A 20,985-nucleotide genomic window follows, 5' to 3' on the forward strand; every position below is an offset into this window, starting at 1 on the left:
TTAATTTTTATAATTTAATATCTTATATTTATAGATATATTAATTATTTTTTCAGGATATATTCCTAAAAAAATTATCACAATAGTAAATAATAAAACAATAAATTTTGAAAAAAATTGATCAGTAATATTTAATTTATTAAAAATTTTATTTTTATTATTACTATTAATATATAAATTAATAATTATTTTTAAGTAAGCATATAAACTAATAGAGCTACTTAATACTATAGAAATAACTAACCACCATAAATCAGTATTTAAACTTGCAATAATAACATATAATTTACTTAAAAAACCTAAAGTTAATGGTAATCCAGCTAAAGACATAAACATTACAGTCATTACTAAAGCCATTAAAGGCTGATGCCAAAACAAACCTCTATAAATTTTAGTATTATTAATATTTTTTTTTATATTTAATTGATTAGATATAATATTAATAACACCAAATATTCCTAAATTACTTAATATATAATTAACTACAGAAATAAAAATAGTTTGTGATGATATTTTAGTTTTAATTATATAAAAAATAACCATCAAATAACCTATTTGTGAAATTGATGAATATCCTATTATTTTATTTATATTATTTTGCGTAACTATCATAATACTACCAAATATCATAGAAGAACAAGCAACTATCATAAATAACAAACGAATATGCATATAATAATCTGGTAAATATAATATTAGTCTCGTTATGATAGCAAAAAAAACTATTTTATTATTACCAGATATAAATGATAAAACTGGTAAAGATAATTTTTCATATATATCAGGGGTCCATAATTGAAATGGTACTAAAGATAATTTAATAAATAATCCACTTGATAATATAATAAAACCTAAAGCTAAAAAAGAAGAATAAAAACCCTCTAACATAAAAGCAGTAATATCTAAAGATTTTAATTTAATATATAATAAACCTATACCAAATAAAATTAAAGAAGATGAAACTAAAGATAATATAGTATACTTTAAAGAAGCATTTAAGGCTTTTTTTTTATTATAAGAAAAATTTATTAAACCAAAAACAGGTAAAGATAATAATTCTAAACCAACAAAAATAATATGTAAATATATTGTACTAACAACAATAATCCCACCTAAAGTTGAAATTAAAATTAATAAATAAAATTCTTCTTTGTAATCTTTATATTTTTCTAACCAATAATAAGAAAATATGCATGTTGAAAAACTTGAAATAATTAATAAAATTACATAAAAAAAAGAATAATTATCAAAATACAAATAATAATCTAAATAAAAAGCATCCATTTTTTTAATTAATAAAAGAGATGGTGGTACTAAAATTAAACCTATAACAGTAATTATTAAACTTATAAGATTGTTTCTTTTAAAAATAATTAATAAAATTAATATTATAATAGTTAATTCAATTACTAATACTGGAATTAAAGTCAATAACTCTAATGAATAATTTGTCATGAAATTGTAATACCTAATTTTTTTTAATTATTAAATATAATATTGTGAATTATATACTGAAATATGATTAGTATCTAATATAAATTGTGGGTAAATACCCAGTGATAATAACAAAATAACTAATAAAATTAATATAATAGCTTCTCTTATAGACATATTTTTTAATAATCTTTTATTTTTATTTAAACCATAAAAAACCTTATGCATAACAAATAAAGAATATATGGTAGTTAATATTAAACTAAATGAACATATACAAGATATTATTGGATAAAATTGAAAAGTTCCTATTAAAATTAAAAATTCACCAATAAAATTACCAGTTCCAGGAATTCCTAAATTAGCCATTAAAAAAAATAAACAAAATCCAGGTATATAATTAATACTGTTCCATAATCCATACATTTTATTGATATTATGAGTATGTATTCTATCATAAATTTGTTCAAATATTATAAATAATGCAGATGTAGAAAAACTTACAGATATTAATTGTATTATTAAACCCTGATAAACTATCATACTTCTTGTAAATATAGCAATTAGTATTAACCCCATATGAGAAATTGATGCATAACTTATAAATTTTTTAATATTTTTTTGTCTAAAAGACATTAACGCCCCATAAATAATGGTAAAAATTCCAATATATCTAATAATATATGCAAATTTAATAGATATATTAGGACAAAATGGTATACAAAATTTAATTAATGCATAAGAAGATGTTTTAATTATTATACCAACTAAATCTACAGATGCATAAATAGGTGTATTATTATGAATTTTAGGTAACCATCCATGAAAAGGTACTATAGGCATTTTTACTACACATGCTAAAAAAAAACCTGACATAACTAAACATTCTTGAATATAATTCATATCGGTTTTTAATAATATAGCATAATTAAAAGTCAAATCTCCAGTTTGATTATAATGAAGCATTACTAATTTTATAATAGAAAGAAACATTAATAAACTAGAAAATTGTGCATAAATAAAAAATCTATTTGCAATAAAAATAGTATCTTTTATAGAATAATAATTACCCCATTTTATTATAATAAAATATATTGGAAATAAAATCATTTCCCAAAAAACAAAAAATAAAAACATATCTGCAGATAAAAAAATACCCAAAGAAGAACCTATAATCCATAATAAATTTAATAAAAATAATCCTTTATATTTTTTTATTATTTCCCAAGAACATAAAATAGATATTATACCTAATATACTAGTTGTTAATATCATTATTATTGATAAACCATCAGTAGCTAAATGAAAATCAATTCCTAATTTTGTAATCCATGGAATAGAAAATTCTAATTGCCATTCATCGGGATTAAATGTTCTATTATTAAAATCAATAAATAATTGTAAAGAAATATAAGTAATAGATATCATAGATAATAATGAGATAAATCTAGATAAAACTACATTAAAATATGATATTTGCCAGCAAATTATTCCACCGATAAAAGGAATTATAAGTAATAAAACTAAAATCATATATTTCTCATAAAAAAAAATTAATTATATAAATAAATATGTTTTTTTAATAAAGTAATGTATATGTAATACATTTATTAAAGATAACATTATTAAAACACCCAATATAATATTATAAATATACCATCTTAAATAACCATTTTCTATTCTATTAAAAAAATTATTAAATAAGATAATTAAAAAAATAGGTATATATGTTAATTTGTCAATTAAATCTATTCTAGATATAATAAATGTTATAAATAAATAAGGCTTAACAAGAATAAAATCATATATTGTATTTAAGAACAAAGAATTATATAAAAATTTATATAAAGAATATATATAATTTTCTTCTAAAATGATTTCATATATTTCTTTATTATTTTTATAAAATAAATAAGCAAAAATAATTCCAAAAATAGAAGATAAACATGATATTAAAATTAAAAATTTTTCATTAGGAGACATTTGACATATAAAGTTATCTAAATAAGGAAATTGAATAAATAATCCTATAATAGTAGATAATATACATAAAATTAAAAGAGGCAAATTATGAAATATATTTCTTTCTATTATATAATAATTTTTTTGTTTATTATGAAAAATATAAAATATCATTCTAAAGGTGTATAAAGAAGTTATAAAAGTACCTAAAATACAAGTATAAAGAATATAAATATGATTACTTGAAGATATCCTTAATAAAATATATTCTTTACTATAAAAACCTGAAGTAATTAAAGGTAATGATGATAAACTACTTCCACCTATTAAAAAACACATATATATAAATTTATTATTTTTATATAAACAATTCATAGTAAAAATATTTTGATTTCCATTACAGTTTTTAATTAAAGATCCTGAGGACATAAATAAAAGTGCTTTAAAATAAGCATGCATTATTAAATGAAATATTGCTGCTTGCCAAGAACAAATTCCTAAAGAAACAAACATATACCCTAATTGACTAATTGTAGAATATGCTAATATTTTTTTTATATTTCTTTGTACTAAGGCAAATAAACCTGATATAATTAAAGTAATTAAACCAATAATACATGTTATATAAAGAACTTTTGGTGTTAATATAAATATACTATGCATGCGAGTTATTAAATATACTCCTGCTGTTACCATAGTTGCCGCATGTATTAATGCTGAAGCTGGGGTAGGCCCAGACATAGCATCTGGTAACCAAATATGTATTGGAATTTGAGCAGATTTACCTATAGCTCCAATTAATAATAATATATTTGCTATTTGTAATATAAAATTATTTCCATACATATAGGTTGTACTAAAATTTTGTATTTCTTCAATTGAAATTGTACCTAAATGATTAAAAAATATAAAAATTGAAATTAATAAAAAAATATCACTTATTTTAGTAGTTATAAAAGCTTTAATAGCATTTTTACCATAATTTTTATTTTTATAATAAAAATTAATTAATAAATAAGAACATAAACCTACACCCTCCCAACCAAAATACATAGATAATAAATTATCAGATAAAACTAAAAATAACATATTTGCAATAAATAAATTCATATAGGCAAAAAATTTAGCATAACATTTTTCATACTTCATATACCATATAGAAAAAAAGTAAATAATAAAACTTATACTAATAATAATTGAAACCATTGTAATAGATAATTTATCTAATGTAATTTTCATAGGTATTTGTAAATTTTTTACATCTACCCAATACCATAATATTTGATTATATACTTTTTCATTATTATCAAAAAAATTTATAATACTTTTTATAATATTAAAACTTGATAATATCATTGTAATAATAATTAAAAAATTAATTTTAGTTTTAGATAAACTTTTATAATATAAAATTAAAATTATAAAACTAATAATAGGAAAAACTATAGAATAATATAAGGTATCCATTATTATTTAATCTCATTTAAAATATCAATATTTAATGTTCTTTTTAAATTATATAATTTAATTAAAAGAGCTAAACAAATACTAGATTCAGAAGCTGATATACTCATTAACATCATATAAACTATTTGTTCTTCATTTTTATTTATATAATGTCCAGCTAAAATTAAAAGTAATCCTGCTGCATTAAACATAATCTCAATACCCATTAATATAAAAAACAAATTTTTGCGAGTTATTACAGATGACATACCTAATAAAAAAATTATTACAGAAACAATTAAACCATGTCTTAAAATAATCATAAATTTCCAAATTTTTATATTTTTTTATTTTTTTTTTATAATATTAATTGTTACAATTAAACCAGCTAACAATACTATAGAAGATAATTCTAATGAAAGCATATTGTGATTTAATAAATTTAAACTAATAATTTTAGGGTCCAATATTTCTATATTTATTTTTTTATCTTTTAATTCATTCCAAAAATAATTTATTATAAAAAATAAAAAAAATAAAGTTATGATTGTTGGTATTAAGTATCTAAATTTAATTTCATTTTTTTTTTTTGTATAATCTTCATTTAACATCATTATTACAAAAATAAATAAAACCATAATAGCACCAGTATATATAATTATTTCTAATGAACCAGCTAAGTAATCACCAATAGAAAAAAAAATACCAGATATTGAAGATAATGTGATTATTAAATACATTAAAGCGTATACTGGATTTTTACTAATTATAACTTTTATTGTAGAAATTATTGAAATAAAACTAAATGCATAAAAAAAATACATTTCCATATTTTAACCTTTAAGGCATTAATTTTTTTATATCTATTATTTTATTATTTTTTCTTTTATTATTTTTATTATTAAAAGAAATACCTGATAATTTATAAAAATTATAATTTGGATATTTTCCAGTACCAGAAATTAATAAATCTTTTTTTTCATATATTAAATCTTTTCTTTTATAATCACTTAATTCAAAATCATCAATCAATTGTATAGCTTGAGTTGGACAAGCTTCTTCACACATACCACAAAAAATACATCTTGAAAAGTTAATTCTAAAAAATTCTGCATACCATCTTTTTTTTTTTTCTTTTTTTTTTAAAGATATACATCCAACAGGACATGATACAGCACATAAATTACAAGCTACACATCTTTCATTACCATCAGGATCTTTAGTTAAAATTATACGACCTCTATATCTAGGATAAATATAAACTTTTTTTTCTGGATATAATATTGTTTCACGTTTTTCAAAAGATTTTAATCCAACTTTCCATATACTACGTAATTGTGTAAAAAAAAATAAAATAATTTTTTTAAATATCATAAATACCTATATTTTATTTTATTAATTAAAAGTTAAAATTAAAATAGCTGTTAAAAATAAATTTACTAAGTTTAATGGTAAAAATAATTTCCAACTTATTGACATAACTTTATCATATCTAGGTCTTGGTAATGACGCTCTTATTAAAATAAACATAAAAATAAAAAAACATGTTTTTAATATAAACCATACTATAGGTGGTAAAAAAGGTCCTAACCAACCCCCCATAAATAATATAGTCATTAATGATGATAATACAATAATTGATATATATTCACTTATAAAAAATAATCCAAATTTCATACCAGAATATTCTATATGATAACCATCAGCTAATTCTTGTTCAGACTCAGGTTGATCAAATGGATGTCTATGACATATACATAAACTTGCAATAAAAAAAGATATAAAACTTAAAAATTGAGGTATTAAATTCCATAAATATTTTTGATTTAAAACAATATCTATAAAATTTAAAGAACCAGTTTTAGCTATTACTCCAGTAGTTGATAATCCTAAAAAAATTTCATAACTCAATATTTGAGCAGCTGATCTTACTGCTCCAATTAAAGAATATTTATTATTACTAGACCAACCAGCCAATAAAATTGAATAAATTGATAATCCTACAATCATAAAAAAAAATAATAAACCGATATTTAGATTTATTACATAAAATGTTGATGTAATTGGTATTGTTGCCATAATACTTAAAAATAATAAAAAAACAATAGTTGGGGCTAATATAAAAACAAATTTATGAGAAAATGGTGGTACCCAATCTTCTTTAAACATTATTTTTATCATATCTGCTATTATTTGTAAAGAACCTTGCCATCCTACTCTATTAGGACCATATCTATTTTGAAATAAAGCTAATAATCTTCTTTCAACAAAACTCATATAAGCACCACAAATAACAACTATAAACAAAATTAACAAACTTCTAAATATACTAAAATAAACATCATTATTATTTAATAACATAATAAATTTATTTTATTTACCTTTTTTATATTTGAAATATATTTATTTAATAAACAAAATGGAATTTTAGAAATACCTAATGGTAAACCAACATTTCCTTTTGCAAATGTATTAGAACATAATACTGGTAAAGTGTATATTTGATTTTCACATTTAAATTTAATTATATCATTATTTTTAATATTATTTTTTTTAGCATCTTTTGTATTAAATATTATATTTATTGATTTTAATGTTATTTTTTTAAATATTGATAAATTTTGAGTTAATTCTTCACTACCAAATAATAAATAAAATGGTAATATTCTAAAATATTTTTTTTTAACAAATTTAATATTTTTATTAAAAAAAATTATTTTTTTTTTTTTTTTTGATTTTGAAAAACACATACCTAAATTATTTTTTTTTAATTCATCTTTAATTATATTATGTTTAAATTTATTAATAGAATTTAATGAATTCCATTTAGGAAACCATACAAAAGGAATATGGTAATTATAAATATTTGGTCTATTAATACCTTCAAAATTAAAATTAAACATTGTATCTTTATCTTTTTTTCTAGAATACTCATGTATATTAATATTACTATACATAGAAGATATACCACTATATCTTAAAGGATATCTTGTTATTTTTTTTTTATAAATTCTAAAATTAGAATTTGGAGATATTAATTTTATTGGTAATAATTTAGGTATTTTATTTATACAATGATTAATTATATTATCATATTTTAACCAATTTATAGAATTTTTATTTAATTTTAATCTTATATTATTAATCCAACGCCAACTTTCTAATTTATTAGAATTTTTATTATATAAATTAGGATTAAATACTTTAAAAAATCTTTGTGCTTTTCCTTCATAATTTATTATAGTACCATTACTTTCAGAAAAATTTGTAGATGGTAATGATAAATTAGCTTTTTTAAAAATTTTATTTTTTTGATGATCTATATAAATTATATTTCTTATTTTTTTAAAATAATTATTTATTTTTTTTTCAGATAAATATCTATAAATATTATTTTCCATTATAAATAAAGTATCTATATTATCATATTTTATTTTTTTGAAAACATTTTCTAAAGAAATTCCTTTAATTAAACTTACTCCAACTGTATTAGATGTAGAAAAAATAAATATCATACCAACATCTTTATTTTTTTTTTTTAAAGAATTAACTATGTTAGCTGCAGATTTTATAATTTCTGAGCTACCTGAATGTGTACCAGATATAATTAAAGGTTTTTTAGCATTAATTAAAAATTTAGATATAAGATAAGCTTTTTTTTTTATCTTAATTTTAATATTTTTTATTTTAGAAAAATTTTTATCAATAATATCAGAAATATAATAACCTAAAATAGATTGATTTTCAACAGAAGCATTATAATTCCAAAAAGAAATATCTTTTAATTCAGTATAATCTGTATTTGTAATAAAAATAGGGCATCTCTTTTTTTTAGAAATATTTAATATAGCATTTATATTCCAATAAGGTATTTTATTATTATTTGCTATTTTAAAAAAATTATTTTTTGAAGCTTGACGTATAGATAATGACATTCTAGCTGCAGTTTGTGTAATATCTTCACCCAATATTAAAATAGCATCATATTTTTCAATTTCATTTAAATTAGGTATTTTAATATTATATTCTTTTATTATTTTTAATATTAATTTTATATTATTTTGTTCAATTTTAGGTATTCCAGTAGAAAAATTTTTATAACCAACTAATTCTTTAAGAGCAAAATTATTTTCAATACTAGATCTAGGAGATCCTATACCAATAATTTTTTTAGAATTATTTATAATATTTACTATTTTTTTTAGAGCTTGTTCATTATTTAAAATAAAAATATTATTATTATATCTTTCTATAGGATTTTGAGGTCTATTTTTTAAATTTATATAATCATAACCAAATCTACCTAAATCACAAATAAAATAACCATTAATATCATGATTATATCTATTTTCAACTTTATTAATTTTACCATATCTTTCTCCCAAAATAATATTACATCCTACACAACATTGTTGACATATGCTAGGTGAAAATTTCATATCCCATTTTCTACTATAATTTATAGAATTTATTTTATCTGTAAATACCCCGGTAGGACATATTTCTACAAGATTACCAGAAAAATAATTTTCTAAAATTCCAGATTTTGCTCTACCAAAATAAATATTATTACTAACACCATAGACTCCAAAATCTTTTCCATCTGCATAATCTTTATAAAATCTAATACATCTATAACATGTAATACATCTATTCATTTGATGATTAATAAATGGCCCTAAATATTGATTTTTATATTTTTTTTTTTTAAATCTATATTTTCTAATATAATGTTTATTAAGTACTGTCATATCTTGTAAATGACAATTACCACCTTCTTCACATATAGGACAATCATGTGGGTGATTAGTCATTAAAAATTCTATTATATTTTTTCTAAATTTATTAACACTATTATTATTAGTATTTATTATCATTTTATTTGAAACTGGTGTCATACAAGATATTATTATTTTTCCTTTTTTATCTTTTATATTTTGATATTGTTTAACTGCACATTGTCTACAAGCACCTACGCTACCTAAAGAAGGATGCCAACAAAAATAAGGTATATCAAATCCTAATTTTAAACATATTTGCAATAAATTATATTTATTATTTACTTGATATTTATTACCATCTATAAAAATTATTGCCATAATTAATATTATTATTCCTATAAATAATTTAAATAAAAAAAATTAAATAATATTAATATTTAAGTAATTTTATAAATTACTTATATTTTTTTTATTCCTTTTTCAAATTCTTTTCTAAAATATTTAATAGCACTTTTTAAAGGAGCAGATGCTCCAGGTGCATGAGCACAAAATGTTTTTCCTGGTTCTAACATTTTACATATATTTTTTAATGTAAATATATCATTTTTTTGACCTTTATTGTTTTTTAAAGATTTTAAAATTTCTACTATCCATGGTAAACCATCCCTACATGGAGTACACCAACCACATGATTCTTTAGAAAAAAATTTTTCTATATTTAACATTAAATCTATCATATTTATTTTATCATCTATAATTACTGCTAAAGCAGTTCCTAAACGACTTCCTGCTTTTTGTATATTATTAAAATCCATTGGTAAATCTAAATGTTTATTTAATAAAAAATTAGTTCCAGCCCCACCTGGTAACCATGCTTTAATTTTATAACCATTACATATACCATGAGCATAATCTTCAAGAACTTCTCTAGCAGTAATACCTAAGGGTAATTCCCATAATCCAGGGTTATTAACTTTACCAGAAAAACCTATCATTTTTGTTCCAGAATCTAAACTAAGAGAAATACTTTTATACCATTTAAAACCATTATTAATAATGGAAGGTATATTAGATAATGTTTCTACATTATTAACACATGTAGGTTCCCCCCATAAACCAGACATAGCAGGAAAAGGAGGTTTAAATCTTGGATTTGCTCTTTTTCCTTCAAGTGAGTTAATTAAAGCAGTTTCTTCTCCACATATATATCTACCAGCTCCTGTATGTAAATAAATATTTAAACTAAAATTACTGTTAAAAATATTTTTTCCTAACATTTTTTTATACAATAGTTCATTTATAGCATAATTTAAATTTTTTGCAGCAACAGTATATTCTCCTCTTAAAAATATATAAGCACATTTTGATTTTAATGCATAAGCACTAATAATAATGCCTTCAATTAATTGATGAGGTAATTTTTCTATTAAAATACGATCTTTATAAGTTCCAGGTTCCATTTCATCAGCATTACATATTAAATATGAATTATTAATTTTTTTTTTTTTTATTAAACTCCATTTAATTCCTGTAGAAAAACCAGCACCACCTCTACCTTTTAATTTTGATTTTTTTATTATTTCTATAACTTCATTAGAACTTAATTCTTTAATTGCTTTTTTAGCTCCATTATATCCATTATATTTTAAGTATTCTTTTAAAAATATTGGTTTTAATTTATTTTTTAATCTCCAAGTCAATGGATGTGTTTCTTCATAATTTATCATATTTTTATTTATATTTATTTAATATATTATCAATATATTTTGGAATAACATTTGTATAAGTATCTTCGTTTATCATTATAACAGGGCTTTTATCACAATTACCTAAACAACAGGTTGTTAATAAAGTAAATCTATTATCTTTAGTAGTATTTCCAGTTTTTATTTTTAATTTTTCTTCTAATATAATTTTTATACTCTCATAATTTTTTATATAACAAACAAAACTATCACAATAATTAATAATATGTCTTCCTACAGGCCTTCTAAATATTTTACTATAAAATGTTGAAATTTCTTCTAAATAATTTATATGTATATTTAAATATTTAGATATAGCTTTTAAAGATTTATCTGAAATCCAATGACGATATTTTTGTACTATTTTTAATGATTCAATAGAAATTGAATAATTGTCTTTATATTTAAATTTAATATTTTCAATTTCTTTAATTTCTAATTCACTTAATAAATAATCTTTATTTAAATAAATTATTTGTTTTTTATTATTCATTTATCTATCCACATCTGACATAACAAAATCAATGCTTCCTAAATATGCAACTAAATCAGATATCATACTACCACGAATAACTGAAGGTATTTGTTGTAAATGAGGAAAGCTAGGTGTTCTTATTCTAGTTCTATAACTCATTGATCCTCCATCACTTATTATATAATAACTATTAATACCTTTAGTAGCTTCAATCATTTGAAATGATTCATTATATGGAATAACCGTTCCCCAAGAAACTTGTAAAAAGTGTGTTATTAAAGTTTCAATATGTCGTAATGATTTTGATTTATAAGGAGGTGTTGTAAGAGGATGATTTGCTTTAAAATGACCGCTAGGCATATTTTTTAAACATTGTTTTAAAATAATTAAACTTTGTTGTATTTCTTCTAATTTTAACATAACTCTAGTATAACAATCACTAATGCCTGAACCTAAAGGTATTTCAAAATCAAAATTTTCATAACCTGAATATGGAAACCATTTTCTTACATCAAAATCTATACCTGTAGCTCTTAAACCTGATCCTGTAACACCCCAAGAAATAGCATCTAATTTATTATATTTAGCAATACCTGAAGATCTATCTATTAAAATACTATTTTTTAAAGAAATATCAATGTATTGTTTTAATCTATTAGGAATCCATTTTAAAAATGAATCTAATAAAACATTCCACCCTTTTGGTAAATCATTTGCAACACCACCAATTCTAAACCAGGCTGGATGCATTCTAGCACCAGTAATAGATTCTATAATATCATAAATTTTTTGACGATCTGTAAAAACACAAAATACTGGAGTCATAGCTCCAACATCTTGTATAAAAGTTGAAATATATAATAAATGACTATTAATTCTAAATAATTCAGATAACATTATTCTAATTACTTTTACTTTATCTGGTACTTCTATTTTAGCTAATTTTTCAACAGCAAGTATATAAGGCATTTCATTTATACAACCACCTAAATATTCAATTCTATCAGTATAAGGTATATAACTATGCCATGATTGTCTTTCACTTATTTTTTCTGCTCCACGATGATGATAACCAATATCTGGAACACAATCTATAATATGTTCACCTTGTAATTGTAAAATAATACGAAAAACTCCATGAACAGATGGATGATTAGGACCAAAATTAAGAAACATAAAGTCTTCTTCTTTTGTATTTCTTTTCATACCCCATAATTCTGGTTTAAACTTTAAGCAATCCATTTCTAAACTTTCTTTATTATCATCTAATACAAAAGGTTTAAGATCAGTAGCTCTTGAAGGATAATCTTTTCTTAGTGGAAAACCTGACCAAGTTTCTGGCATAATAAGTCTTCTTAAATTAGGATGACCAATAAAAACAATACCAAACATTTCCCAAGTTTCACGTTCATACCAATTAGCATTATAAAAAATATTTGTACATGTAGGTATTTCTAATTTTTTCTCATTTAATGCTACTTTAATAATAATATTTTGTTTTCTTTCAATAGATATTAAATGATAAAAAACAGAAAAATCAGTATTAGGAATTTCATTTTTATTTAATCTAAGCCTTTCATCAATTCCATGCAAATCAAATAACATAATATAAGGTTTAGGTAAATTTTTTAAAAATTTAATTAATTTTATTAGTTTTTTTTTTTTTATCCAAATTATAGGAAAATTAATTTTAGTTACTTGTATAAATATATCTTTTAATGAAAAAGAATTATATAATTCTTTTATGACATCATAACTTTTAATTTTTGGAATTTTTTTAAATGATTTAAAATATTTATTATACATTTAAAATACCATTATAAATTTATTATTATATTATTTATTATCTTAAATAAATTTTAAAATTATAATATAATAATTTTAAATAATATTAGGATTACGAAAGTTTTTTTCTAAAATTCTAAAATTTCTTTTTCTTTTTTTTTCAGATATTATTTTTTCTCTATATATTCCTTGGTCACCTATACACCATGAAAGAGGTCTTTTTTCTTTACCTATTAATTTTTGCAATAACATTAAAGCTTGCATGTATGCTTCTGGTCTTGGAGGACAACCAGGAATATATATATCTACAGGTAAAATTTTATCTATACCTTGAACTACAGAATATACATCATACATTCCTCCGGAATTAGCACATGAACCCATAGATATAACCCATTTAGGTTCTAACATTTGATCATATAAACGTTTTATAATTGGTGCCATTTTTATAAAAGGTGTTCCTGATATTACCATAAAATCAGCTTGTCTTGGAGAAGATCTTAATACTTCTGAACCAAATCTAGATATATCATGAACTGAAGTGAAGGAAGTAACCATTTCTACATAACAACATGATAAACCAAAATTATATGGCCAAAGTGAATTTTTTCTACCCCAATTAATTATTTTATGAATTACTTTAGATAGTTTTCCTATAAAAATATTATTACTTAATTTAATATTATTATTTATTCTTGTAGTTGTATATTTCATATATATAAATATACCTATATTTTTATTTATAATTGATTAATATTATTTTTATTTTTTTTTAGACCAATTTAATAAATTCATATTTAATAAATATATTAAACCTATAATTAAAATTATTACAAAATATAACATTTCAAAAAAACCAATCCATCCATTTTCTTTTATAGAAATCGACCATACATATATAAAAACAGATTCTGTATCAAATATTACAAACATCATAGCTAAAATATAAAATTTTATTGATAACTTAATTTTAGTATTTCCTAAAGAATTAATACCAGATTCAAATGGTAAATTTCTATTTTTTGTAATACATTTATTACCAAGTAACCATCCACATAATAACATAAAAATACAAATTAATAATGAAAATATAATAAATGATAAAAATGATATATTTTGAGATAAATTATTTGTTTGATTTAATATTATCATATTTTGATTATTTTTAAAGTTATGATTTTATTTTTTTTTATTTTTTAATTAAAACTAAAAAAAATAAATATAAAATATAATTTATAATAACAAATATATATTTTTATAATAATAATATAATATTATTATATTTATATTTTATAATAAATTAATATTATTTTATTTTAAAATTTAAATATTAACATTATAATTAAATTAAAATTATAATATAAATTATTTTATTTTTTTTATATGTTTATAAATGATAATTTTATTAAATTTTATTTTTTTTAAAATTAATATGAATTATATTTTTTTTTAATATTATAAATTAAAAATATTTTAAAGGTAAATTTAATAAATGATTAAAAAAAAAAAAAATATAATAAATATAAATATAGAAAAAGAATTAAAACAATCATATTTAGATTATGCAATGTCAGTTATAATTGGCAGAGCATTACCAGATATAAGAGATGGGCTTAAACCTGTTCATAGACGTATTATTTATGCTATGAAAATGATGGGTAATGATTATAATAAAAACTATAAAAAATCTGCAAGAATAGTTGGTGATGTTATTGGAAAATATCATCCTCATGGAGATATAGCTGTTTATGATACTATAGTACGTATGGCACAATCTTTTTCATTAAGATATACTTTAATTGAAGGTCAAGGAAACTTTGGATCTATTGATGGTGATTCTGCAGCAGCAATGCGTTATACTGAAATAAGAATGTCAAAAATATCTCATGAGCTATTAAAGGATTTAGAAAAAAATACTGTAAATTTTATTAAAAATTATGATAATACTGAATTTATTCCAGAAGTTTTACCAACTAGAATACCCAATTTACTTATTAATGGTTCTACTGGTATCGCAGTAGGAATGGCTACTAATATTCCACCTCATAATATTAAAGAAATAATTAATGGCTGTATTGCTTGTATTGAAAATAAAAATATTAAAATTAAAGAATTAATGAAATATATTAAAGGGCCTGATTTTCCTACTGCTGCAATTGTTAATAGTTGTATAGGTATTAAAAAAGCTTATAGAACTGGTAAAGGTAAAATTTTAATAAGAGCAAATCATATAATTGAAATAAACAAAAAAACTAATATAAAATCAATAATCATTAATGAATTACCTTATCAAGTTAATAAAGCAAAATTAATAGAAAAAATAAATAGTTTAGTAAAAAATAAAAATATAGAAGGAATATTTAATTTAAGAGATGAATCTGATAAAGATGGTATGCGTATATTAATTAATCTTAAAAAACATACATCTAGTAAAATTGTATTAAATAATTTACATAGTTTAACTAAATTACAAATTTATTTTGGAATAAATATGGTTGCTTTAAATAAAGGCAAACCACAAACTTTAAATTTAAAAGAAATTATAGATTGTTTTTTACAACACCGTAAAGAAATAGTAATAAATAGATCAATTTTTGAATTAAAGAAAATAAAAAAAAACATTCATAAGTTAAAAGGATTAATTATAGCTATTTTTAACATAGAAAAAATAATAAATTTAATAAAAAATACAAATGAAATTAAATCAGTAAAAAAAAAATTAATATCAGAAAAATGGTATATTAAAAATAATGATAAAATTAAATTGTTATTAAATAAAAATATATATGATAGTTTTATTATAAATAATAAAAATAAAAAATATTATTTAACTTATGAACAAGTTAAATCTATTCTAGATTTAAAATTATATAAATTAACTAATTTAGAATATTCAAATTTATTAAAAGAATATTATAAATTAAAATTAAAATCTAGAAATTTAAAAAAAATTATAAAATGTAAAAAAAAATTAATGTTTGTTATAAAAGAAGAATTATTAAAAATAAAAAATGATTTTGGGGATAAAAGAAAAACAAAAATAAAAAATTTTAAATTTAATTTAAAACAAGAAGATTTAATTCAAAAAGAAGATGTAGTTATAACTTTATCAAATAAAGGATATATTAAATATCAATTGTTATCATTATATGTTGCACAACATAGGGGGGGTAGAGGTAAAATAGCTGTTAAAGTTAAAAACCAAGATTTTATTGAAAAATTATTAGTAACTAATACTCATAATACTATTTTATGTTTTTCAAGCTTTGGTATTATATATTGGTTAAAAGTTAATCAATTACCAAAATCTGATAGATATTCTGTAGGAAAACCAATTAAAAAATTTTTAAATCTTAAAAATAATGAAAAAATAACAGCTATTTTATCTATGAGTTTTTATTCTAATATATTCAAAAAAAAAATATATATATTTATGGCAACATCTTGGGGTATTGTAAAAAAAACATTATTAACAGCATTTATGCGTCCTAGATGTAATGGTATTAGAGCTATAAAACTAAATAAAAATGATAAACTGGCAGGAGTTTCTTTAGTTAAAGATAATAATAATATAATGTTATTTTCTTCTTATGGTAAAGTTGTTAGATTTATTGAAAAAGAAGTTCGTGTAACTGGTAGAGTATCTACAGGAATGATAGGTATGAAGTTAAATAATAATGATAAAATAGTATCTTTAATTATTATCAATAATAAAAAAATAAATAGTACAATTCTTACAATAACAGAAAAAGGTTATGGAAAAAGAACTAATATTATTAATTATCCAATTAAATCCAGAGCAACTAAAGGTGTTGTTTCTATAAAAGTTAATAAAAGAAATGGTTTAGTAGTTAGTTCAACAGAAGTTTTAAATAATGATCAAGTTATGATAATTACAAATATGGGTATATTATTAAGAATTAAAGTTATTGAAATTAAAGTTATTGGTAGAAATACACAAGGTGTTATATTAATTAAAACTTTAAATAAAGAAAATGTAGTTAGTTTACAAAAAATATCTTTATAATTATAAATATTAATTTTTTATTATTAAAAAATCAATATGAATAATTTGATTTTTAAAATGATGGTATTGAATTTCTTTTAATTTAACTAAATATTTTTTTTTTTTAATTAAAATAATTATATTTTCATAAAATATTTTTTTTTTATGTAAATTTATAATTTTATTATGATATATTTCTATAAGTATATTATTTGGTAAAAAACTACCATAAATAATAGCTGGTATTTTATTATTATTACGTAATATTCTATTATAATTTTTACCTGTTTTATTTCTTTTTTTTGCTTCTATTATTAACATATTATATCCTGTAATTTTAATTAATTTTAATAATTTTAAATATAATAAATTATTATTATGATTTTTTTTAAAATTAAATGTTTTTTATATTAAAATATAATATTTTATAATAAAAAAAATATTATTTTTATAAAAATTTATTAAATATATTTTAAAATATAATATTGTTATAAAATTATTTAATTTTATATTATTTTATATTTTGGAATAATTTTTATATGAAAAAAAATAGTAATTTTAATTTTCAAAATATAATATTTAATTTACAAAGATTTTGGTCTAATAAAGGATTTACTATATTTCAACCAATAGATATTGAAGTTGGTGCTGGAACTTCACATCCTATTACTTATTTTAATTCTTTAAATAAAAATCATATATATGCAGCATACATACAACCATCTAGAAGACCTTTAGATGGTAGATATGGTAAAAATATTAATAGATTATATCATTATTATCAATTTCAAGTAATTATGAAACCTTCATTATTAAATATGAAGGAATTATATATTTCTTCTCTTAAATATTTAGGTATAAATTTTAAAATTAATGATATTATTTTTATAGAAGATAATTGGGAAAATCCTACATTAGGAGCATGTGGTTTGGGATGGGAAGTATGGTTAAATGGTATGGAAATTACACAATTTACTTATTTTCAACAAATGGGAAGTATAAAATGTAAACCTATAATAGGTGAAATTACTTATGGATTAGAACGTATAGCTATGTATTTACAGGAAGTTAATAGCATATATGATATAATATGGAATATAGGAATAGAAGGTAAAATAAAATATATAGATATATTTCATAAACATGAATTTGAATATTCTGTTTATAATTTTAAAAAAGCTAATGTAAAATTTCTTTTAAAAATATTTAATCAGTATGAAAAAGAAATTATAAGGATATTAAATATAAAAAAACCATTAATATTACCATCTTATGATATTGCTTTAAAAATGATACATATTTTTAATATTTTAGATTCTAGACAAGCAATTTCAATTATAGAAAGACAAAATTATATTTTAAAAATCAATAATATAACTAAAATTATAGCAAAAAAATATATATATAAAAAAAATAATTTATTAAATTAAAAAAAATGAAAAATATATTTTTAGTTGAAATAGGTACTGAAGAATTACCAGCATATTTATTAAAAAAAATAGCAAAAATTTTTTATAAAAATATTTCTATATATTTATTAAAATATTTTATAAAATATGAAAAAATTATTTGGTTTGCTACTTCTAGAAGAATAGCTGTTAAAATTATTAATATTAATATATATCAAATAAAAAATAATATTAAAAATAAAAATCTGAAAATAAATAATAATAAAATATTTAAAGATATAATTAATAATAATAAAAACAAATTATATAAAAAAGAAAAAATAAAAAAAAAACTAATAGATATAATAAAAATTTCTATAGAAAAAATAAAAATATTTAATAAAATGAGTTGGGGAGATGGAAATTTTAGTTTTATAAGACCTGTAAAAAATATTACTATTATTTTAGGAAATGATTTAATTAATACTAAAATATTTAATATTAAATCAAATAGAATTATATATGGTCATCGTTTTATGGGGAGTAAAATATTATATATTAAAAATGCTTGTAATTATCCAAAAATTTTATACAAAAAAGGTAATGTAATTGCAGATTATTATTTACGTAAAAATAAAATAATATTAAAAATAAAAAAAATATCTAAAAAAATTTATGGAATAGTTCATTTAGAAAAAAAAATACTAGAAGAAATTACTTCTTTAGTAGAGTTACCTATAATATCATTAGCTAAATTTAATGAAAAATTTTTAAATATACCTATTGAAATAATATTATATATTATTAAATATAAACAAAAATGCTTTCCAATTTATAAAAATAAAAATGAATTAACACCATATTTTATTTTTATATCAAATATAAAAATAAAAAATAATAAAATAAATATAAATAGATATGAACAAATAATGAATTGTAATTTTAAAAACATTAATTTTTTTTTAAAATATGATAAAAAAAAAAAAATTATAAATAACTTTTATAAATTAAAAAATATTTTATTTTATAAAAATTTAGGATCTTTAAAAGATAAAACTATTAGAATTAGTTTTATATCTTTATGGGTTTCTAAAATTATTAATGCAAAATTAAATTTTTCTAAAAGATCTAGTTTTTTATCAAAATGTGATTTAACAACAAATATAGTAAAAGAATTTAGTAATATGCAAGGAATTATGGGTATGTATTATTCTAAAGAAGATAATGAACATAAAAATATATCATTATCTATAAAAGAACAATATCAACCTAAATTTTTTAAAGATAAAATACCATGTAACTTAATTTCTTGTATATTATCCATTTCAGATAAAATAGATACTATAATAGGTATGTTAATATTTAATAAAAATATTAAAAATAGCTCTGACCCTTTTGCTTTAAGACGTTCAGTTTTAGGTATTATAAATATAATTGTTAAAAATAAAATTAAAATTAATATAGAACAGTTAATTAAAAAAACATTTAAATTATATAATATTAATATTAATAAAATAAATATCATTAATAGTTTTATAATAAAAAGAATTTATTATTTATATAAAAAAAAATATAATATTGATTTTGTTAAATCAATTTTAATAAATTGTAATATGAAATTTTATAATTTAGAAGATAAAATTAGATCAATATCTTATTTTAAAAAATTTAAAATATTTTATAATTTAATTATTATTAATAAACGTATATATAATATAATAAAAAAATCTAAATTTAAATTAAATTATTTTATAAATAATAATTTATTTTTATTTAATGAAGAATTTTATTTATTAAATTTAATAAATAAAATAGAAATTCAAATTAAATTTTCTATTTATAAAAACAATAATAATCTTTTTTTATTATCTTTAATGCATTTTTATATACCTGTTAATATATTTTTTAAAAATATTAAAATTTTTAATAATAATAATAAAGTTATTATTAATAGATTAAATATATTATATAAAATAAATAAATTAACATCCATAATAATTGATATATTATCTATAAAAAAATAA

The 20,985-nt window shown here is 19.0% G+C and carries 17 protein-coding genes; 3 read left to right on the forward strand and 14 right to left on the reverse strand.

The features are described from left to right. Nucleotides 1-14 precede the first annotated feature (14 nt). The 13 genes from GFK87_RS00340 to ndhC form a co-directional block, all read right to left on the reverse strand. Entirely contained in the window at nt 15-1,454 is a 1,440-nt protein-coding gene (locus GFK87_RS00340) for an NADH-quinone oxidoreductase subunit N (RefSeq protein ID WP_226799190.1), read from the reverse strand. Between the two features lie 30 nt (nt 1,455-1,484). Then, nucleotides 1,485-2,966 (reverse strand): NADH-quinone oxidoreductase subunit M, encoded by a 1,482-nt coding sequence (locus tag GFK87_RS00345; protein ID WP_226799191.1) that lies wholly within the window; start codon nt 2,964-2,966, stop codon nt 1,485-1,487. Nucleotides 2,967-2,990: 24 nt separating this feature from the next. After that, nucleotides 2,991-4,862 (reverse strand): NADH-quinone oxidoreductase subunit L, encoded by a 1,872-nt coding sequence (gene nuoL, locus GFK87_RS00350; RefSeq protein WP_226799192.1) that lies wholly within the window; start codon nt 4,860-4,862, stop codon nt 2,991-2,993. Nucleotides 4,863-4,864: 2 nt separating this feature from the next. After that, the gene (gene nuoK / locus GFK87_RS00355) at nt 4,865-5,164 is read right to left on the reverse strand and encodes an NADH-quinone oxidoreductase subunit NuoK (protein WP_226799193.1); all 300 of its coding nucleotides are present in this window, start codon (nt 5,162-5,164) and stop codon (nt 4,865-4,867) included. A 24-nt stretch (nt 5,165-5,188) separates the two neighbouring features. Continuing rightward, complete coding sequence (locus GFK87_RS00360; protein WP_226799194.1) at nt 5,189-5,671, reverse strand: NADH-quinone oxidoreductase subunit J family protein; 483 nt, start codon at nt 5,669-5,671, stop codon at nt 5,189-5,191. 10 nt (nt 5,672-5,681) lie between these two features. After that, the gene (nuoI, locus tag GFK87_RS00365) at nt 5,682-6,215 is read right to left on the reverse strand and encodes an NADH-quinone oxidoreductase subunit NuoI (RefSeq protein WP_226799195.1); all 534 of its coding nucleotides are present in this window, start codon (nt 6,213-6,215) and stop codon (nt 5,682-5,684) included. 21 nt (nt 6,216-6,236) lie between these two features. Beyond that, nucleotides 6,237-7,202: an NADH-quinone oxidoreductase subunit NuoH gene (gene nuoH, locus GFK87_RS00370; RefSeq protein ID WP_226799196.1), complete on the reverse strand. Its 966-nt coding sequence runs from the start codon at nt 7,200-7,202 to the stop codon at nt 6,237-6,239. Beyond that, on the reverse strand, nt 7,193-9,940 hold the full coding sequence (gene nuoG, locus GFK87_RS00375; RefSeq protein ID WP_226799197.1) for an NADH-quinone oxidoreductase subunit NuoG: 2,748 nt from the start codon (nt 9,938-9,940) through the stop codon (nt 7,193-7,195). The genes nuoH and nuoG overlap by 10 nt, the downstream gene beginning before the upstream one ends. Nucleotides 9,941-10,020: 80 nt before the next feature. Next, nucleotides 10,021-11,289, reverse strand: coding sequence for an NADH-quinone oxidoreductase subunit NuoF (gene nuoF / locus GFK87_RS00380; RefSeq protein ID WP_226799198.1), 1,269 nt, complete (start codon nt 11,287-11,289; stop codon nt 10,021-10,023). Nucleotides 11,290-11,293: 4 nt separating this feature from the next. Continuing rightward, the gene (gene nuoE / locus GFK87_RS00385; protein WP_408610802.1) at nt 11,294-11,800 is read right to left on the reverse strand and encodes an NADH-quinone oxidoreductase subunit NuoE; all 507 of its coding nucleotides are present in this window, start codon (nt 11,798-11,800) and stop codon (nt 11,294-11,296) included. Continuing rightward, nucleotides 11,801-13,588, reverse strand: a complete 1,788-nt coding sequence (gene nuoC, locus GFK87_RS00390) for an NADH-quinone oxidoreductase subunit C/D (RefSeq protein ID WP_408610803.1) — start codon at nt 13,586-13,588, stop codon at nt 11,801-11,803. 75 nt (nt 13,589-13,663) lie between these two features. Further along, nucleotides 13,664-14,281: an NADH-quinone oxidoreductase subunit B gene (locus GFK87_RS00395; RefSeq protein ID WP_226799199.1), complete on the reverse strand. Its 618-nt coding sequence runs from the start codon at nt 14,279-14,281 to the stop codon at nt 13,664-13,666. A gap of 48 nt (nt 14,282-14,329) precedes the next feature. After that, nucleotides 14,330-14,713: an NADH-quinone oxidoreductase subunit A gene (gene ndhC / locus GFK87_RS00400; RefSeq protein ID WP_408610804.1), complete on the reverse strand. Its 384-nt coding sequence runs from the start codon at nt 14,711-14,713 to the stop codon at nt 14,330-14,332. Nucleotides 14,714-15,059: 346 nt separating this feature from the next. Here ndhC and gyrA point away from each other — a divergent pair, with 346 nt between their 5' ends. Next, on the forward strand, nt 15,060-17,594 hold the full coding sequence (gene gyrA / locus GFK87_RS00405) for a DNA topoisomerase (ATP-hydrolyzing) subunit A (protein WP_226799201.1): 2,535 nt from the start codon (nt 15,060-15,062) through the stop codon (nt 17,592-17,594). Between the two features lie 9 nt (nt 17,595-17,603). Here gyrA and rplY read toward each other — a convergent pair whose 3' ends face one another. Continuing rightward, the gene (rplY, locus tag GFK87_RS00410; RefSeq protein ID WP_226799202.1) at nt 17,604-17,894 is read right to left on the reverse strand and encodes a 50S ribosomal protein L25; all 291 of its coding nucleotides are present in this window, start codon (nt 17,892-17,894) and stop codon (nt 17,604-17,606) included. Between the two features lie 218 nt (nt 17,895-18,112). Between rplY and glyQ the strand changes: the two genes are divergently transcribed. Next, entirely contained in the window at nt 18,113-19,003 is an 891-nt protein-coding gene (glyQ, locus tag GFK87_RS00415; protein WP_226799203.1) for a glycine--tRNA ligase subunit alpha, read from the forward strand. Nucleotides 19,004-19,008: 5 nt separating this feature from the next. Continuing rightward, nucleotides 19,009-20,985, forward strand: a complete 1,977-nt coding sequence (gene glyS / locus GFK87_RS00420; RefSeq protein ID WP_226799204.1) for a glycine--tRNA ligase subunit beta — start codon at nt 19,009-19,011, stop codon at nt 20,983-20,985.

This window comes from Candidatus Annandia pinicola, from assembly GCF_020541245.1.
Taxonomy (GTDB): Bacteria; Pseudomonadota; Gammaproteobacteria; order Enterobacterales; family Enterobacteriaceae_A; genus Annandia; species Annandia pinicola.

What these genes read in the sequence shown, in the direction of transcription:
- GFK87_RS00340 (WP_226799190.1), bottom strand. Translation starts at nt 1,454, where the DNA reads ATGACAAATTATTCATTAGAGTTATTGACTTTAATTCCAGTATTAGTA.
- GFK87_RS00345 (WP_226799191.1), bottom strand. Translation starts at nt 2,966, where the DNA reads ATGATTTTAGTTTTATTACTTATAATTCCTTTTATCGGTGGAATAATT.
- nuoL (WP_226799192.1), bottom strand. Translation starts at nt 4,862, where the DNA reads ATGGATACCTTATATTATTCTATAGTTTTTCCTATTATTAGTTTTATA.
- nuoK (WP_226799193.1), bottom strand. Translation starts at nt 5,164, where the DNA reads ATGATTATTTTAAGACATGGTTTAATTGTTTCTGTAATAATTTTTTTA.
- GFK87_RS00360 (WP_226799194.1), bottom strand. Translation starts at nt 5,671, where the DNA reads ATGGAAATGTATTTTTTTTATGCATTTAGTTTTATTTCAATAATTTCT.
- nuoI (WP_226799195.1), bottom strand. Translation starts at nt 6,215, where the DNA reads ATGATATTTAAAAAAATTATTTTATTTTTTTTTACACAATTACGTAGT.
- nuoH (WP_226799196.1), bottom strand. Translation starts at nt 7,202, where the DNA reads ATGTTATTAAATAATAATGATGTTTATTTTAGTATATTTAGAAGTTTG.
- nuoG (WP_226799197.1), bottom strand. Translation starts at nt 9,940, where the DNA reads ATGGCAATAATTTTTATAGATGGTAATAAATATCAAGTAAATAATAAA.
- nuoF (WP_226799198.1), bottom strand. Translation starts at nt 11,289, where the DNA reads ATGATAAATTATGAAGAAACACATCCATTGACTTGGAGATTAAAAAAT.
- nuoE (WP_408610802.1), bottom strand. Translation starts at nt 11,800, where the DNA reads ATGAATAATAAAAAACAAATAATTTATTTAAATAAAGATTATTTATTA.
- nuoC (WP_408610803.1), bottom strand. Translation starts at nt 13,588, where the DNA reads ATGTATAATAAATATTTTAAATCATTTAAAAAAATTCCAAAAATTAAA.
- GFK87_RS00395 (WP_226799199.1), bottom strand. Translation starts at nt 14,281, where the DNA reads ATGAAATATACAACTACAAGAATAAATAATAATATTAAATTAAGTAAT.
- gyrA (WP_226799201.1), top strand. Translation starts at nt 15,060, where the DNA reads ATGATTAAAAAAAAAAAAAATATAATAAATATAAATATAGAAAAAGAA.
- rplY (WP_226799202.1), bottom strand. Translation starts at nt 17,894, where the DNA reads ATGTTAATAATAGAAGCAAAAAAAAGAAATAAAACAGGTAAAAATTAT.
- glyQ (WP_226799203.1), top strand. Translation starts at nt 18,113, where the DNA reads ATGAAAAAAAATAGTAATTTTAATTTTCAAAATATAATATTTAATTTA.
- glyS (WP_226799204.1), top strand. Translation starts at nt 19,009, where the DNA reads ATGAAAAATATATTTTTAGTTGAAATAGGTACTGAAGAATTACCAGCA.